Below are 3,102 nucleotides of genomic sequence, written 5' to 3' on the forward strand. Positions count from 1 at the left end.
CCCGATATCTACACCAATCTCAAATAAAGGCATAAACTCTTTTTCTAGAATATCTGGGAGCTTACTAAGAATATATTCTAATTCCTGGTGTATATATTCACCTTTTGCGGGTGGATGGGAAGAGAGCCATTCTGAAAAGGTGATGACTGAACCACCGGCACTTAAGTTTGAAAGAACTCCGCCTGTACTGCCGGTGCGAATCCCTCTGCCACGTTCTCCCCAAACTCCTAGTTCATTTTTTTGCAGGAGGATGCGGATATCAAACGGCTGTTGTTCATTATTTGATAGTTCCAGATACGGCTGTAAAAGATAGCCACGCTGTTTTAATAATGGTTTCAGCCATTTAATAAGCTTTGCTTCGTTTGGAAAAATCCTGGAAATAGTCTTTTTTTGTTTTTCTGTTTTTACATGAAACGTTTTGTCATTTTTCTTTACGTAATAAATACCGTACCCTTGCGAACCGTTCGTCGGCTTTAAAATGATTCTTTTCATCACATTTAGTTTATTTAATACGATGCCTGGATCAGAAACGGATTGAGAACTAGGTAAATAGGATGATAATGCCGTGTTTTTTAAGGCATTATACAATTCAAGTTTATTAGGCAATCCGTAACCTAAAAAGGTAATATCATTTCTGCTCTTTAGCCAGGAGACGATTGGCAGGCATTGTTTGGAATGTTCATCATCTCCGTAAAAGCAGCGGTCGTAAATAATAGCAGGGATTGGTAATTCTATGTCCTTCCAGCAATTTGACTTAAAATCAAATTTTTTCCCTTTCACCAGAAGGGTATGTGGATTAATATTGGATGGGATAAATCTAAAAACTTCCATTTCGTACGATTCAGCTAGTCGTGCTATCTCGTTTATATATGAATTCTCACTTTCCATGGTCAATGTCATAATTCCAAATGTAATCAATTACATTTCCTCCTTCTCTATCGCAGAATCAAAAGCAAGCTTTGTACAAAATTGAATGATTGCTTTGGCAGACGGTCTAATTTTTTCTAATCTATCCTCGAAGTTTTTGGAAGGCTTAGAATTCACTTCGATTAACCAAGGTTTTCCGTCTTGGTCAATGCCGATGTCGATGCCAAGTTCTCCCGTTATTCCTTTTGAGTGATGGCTAATCACTGAAGCTGTTTCAAGGGCTAATTCCTTCATTAGTGCCAGGACCTCTAAAGTTTGCTGATGACTCATACAAGTTCGTAAAGCATTCGAAGGCCTTGAAATCGTCCCGCCTCTCGCAAGATTAGATACAAACTCCTTTTCAGCTGCAATCCTTGCTACCGTAGAGGTTACAGACCAATGATTATTTCGATTTTTGTGGCATAAAACTCTAAAATCCATTGCCCTTAAATCATGTGTAATTAATGTTATACCTTGCTGGATAATATAAATTCGATTATGGAGCAGCTGTTTGATTTGTTGATAAATTTCTTCTAAAGTATATCTTTTATTAAAACTGTTAGTCAGAGGTGTTAATGAAGTTTGAAGAGAGTAATGGTGATCCGCTTCCTTTTTTTGTTTGATAATATTTCTGCCTTGACTACCATGAATAGGTTTGAGAAAAATAGTGTCATATTTTTGGGCAAAATCATAAAATGCTTCCTTCGAAAATATATTTGTCTCAGGAATATAAGGATTTAGTTGATTTTCATCTTTTAACTGTTCATACACTTCCCATTTCGAAAGAAAGCGGTCATTAAAAAATGGAATCATGAATTGGTCAAGTTTTTGGCGAAACTGTTTAAAGTGCTCAGTGTGTTCAAGTTTTCTGGAATGAATCCGGTTGTAAATAACATCAGGCAAGGGAAGCTGCGCTGGAATCCATTTTCCATTCTCAAAGTAATATCCTTGGCTTGAAAATTTGTCATATGAAAATACGTAAAATAATCCGCCATGCTCAGTTATGCCGTGATGAAGTTCTTCACAAAACAAATGAATGGAACGAAAGTGAGGCTCCTCCATCTTTATTGTAGGGAAATCGGTTAATAATCCAATCACAGGACCGAGTTTCAGTGTATGGCTTTCCGGAAGAAGAATTGATTGAAATTTATAGCATTGAGTGGGAAGATCAAACTCTTTTAGCAAATGTTCCGGAAGCTGAATCGAGTTAGCTGCCATATCTATCGTTTGTATTTTTCTGGTAATTGTTTTTTTTCCTAACGTGATGTTTAACTCCTGGTCATTTTTTAATTGTAAATGGGTAAACAAGTGGTTGGAAATTTGGATATGTCCATCATCTATATCTGTCAGTTTTTTGGGTATTAGTTTAATCGGTGTTAATGAAAATGACATAATCACTCCTCATTTGCTTGTAACTTTGAGAATTGTCCAACTTCAACGACCAGTGGACTTTGTGCCTCTTGCCAGTCGATGATCTCTAGTCCATACTCCGCTAAATGTGCTCTTTCGATTTTCTTATAGGCATTCGTTGATATAGTAATGTATGTGAAAACAATTGTTATGGTGATTTGAACCTTCTCGCAATTAAATGAATAGTTTGTTATAGTTGTGAAGAATTGTTTATCCCGCATTAACGGGCAGTAAGATTTCCACCTCAATACTTATGGAGGAACCCAATAGGATTGCGAGGGTGTCCACTACCCGTAAATGCCCGATTGATTCAACTAACCATCAGTGAAAACCCCCACTGATGGAAGTTTCATCTTATCAAAAAAGGAGTGACTCAAAATGGCAGCTAATTTATATGATTCCGCGTATGCGTTAGAAACAGTAATCCGTCAAAGTGCCGAGTATGCACAATTACAGCAGGCATATAGCGAAGTAAATGCAGACCCGCAAGCAAGGCCAATGTTTGACCAGTTTCGTCAAATCCAAATGAATCTGCAGCAAAAGCAAATGATGGGCCAGGATATTTCTGAACAAGAAATCCAACAGGCACAGGCAACCGTGGGGCTCGTCCAGCAAAATCAAAAAATTTCGCGTCTCATGGAAGCAGAGCAGCGGATGAGCATGGTAATAGGCGAATTAAACATGATCATTATGAAGCCATTGGAAGATTTATATGGTAAAATATAAGCTTTATCAAAAGCCTTCGGTACAAAAACCGAGGCTTTTTTTGCTATTAGGAAAGTATAA

General features: G+C 37.5%; 4 protein-coding genes. 1 reads left to right on the plus strand and 3 read right to left on the minus strand.

Translation table 11 applies throughout. The features are described from left to right. From V7150_RS19610 to V7150_RS19620, 3 genes are all read right to left on the minus strand, one after another. On the minus strand, nt 1-918 hold a 918-nt coding region (locus V7150_RS19610; RefSeq protein ID WP_335521672.1), incomplete at its 3' end, for a YheC/YheD family endospore coat-associated protein. Further along, nucleotides 919-2,298, minus strand: coding sequence for a YheC/YheD family endospore coat-associated protein (locus V7150_RS19615; RefSeq protein ID WP_335521674.1), 1,380 nt, complete (start codon nt 2,296-2,298; stop codon nt 919-921). Nucleotides 2,299-2,300: 2 nt separating this feature from the next. Continuing rightward, nucleotides 2,301-2,537, minus strand: coding sequence for a hypothetical protein (locus tag V7150_RS19620; protein ID WP_335521676.1), 237 nt, complete (start codon nt 2,535-2,537; stop codon nt 2,301-2,303). 157 nt (nt 2,538-2,694) lie between these two features. Here V7150_RS19620 and V7150_RS19625 point away from each other — a divergent pair, with 157 nt between their 5' ends. Continuing rightward, entirely contained in the window at nt 2,695-3,042 is a 348-nt protein-coding gene (locus V7150_RS19625) for a YlbF family regulator (protein ID WP_335521678.1), read from the plus strand. The last annotated feature ends 60 nt before the right edge of the window (nt 3,043-3,102 follow it).

Origin of the sequence: Neobacillus drentensis (genome assembly GCF_036965245.1) — a bacterium.
Lineage (GTDB): Bacteria > Bacillota > Bacilli > Bacillales > Cytobacillaceae > Neobacillus > Neobacillus drentensis_G.

Bases quoted from the DNA above. Each gene is read 5' to 3' on its own strand.
- V7150_RS19615 (WP_335521674.1), bottom strand. From the start codon at position 2,298: ATGTCATTTTCATTAACACCGATTAAACTAATACCCAAAAAACTGACA.
- V7150_RS19620 (WP_335521676.1), bottom strand. From the start codon at position 2,537: ATGCGGGATAAACAATTCTTCACAACTATAACAAACTATTCATTTAAT.
- V7150_RS19625 (WP_335521678.1), top strand. From the start codon at position 2,695: ATGGCAGCTAATTTATATGATTCCGCGTATGCGTTAGAAACAGTAATC.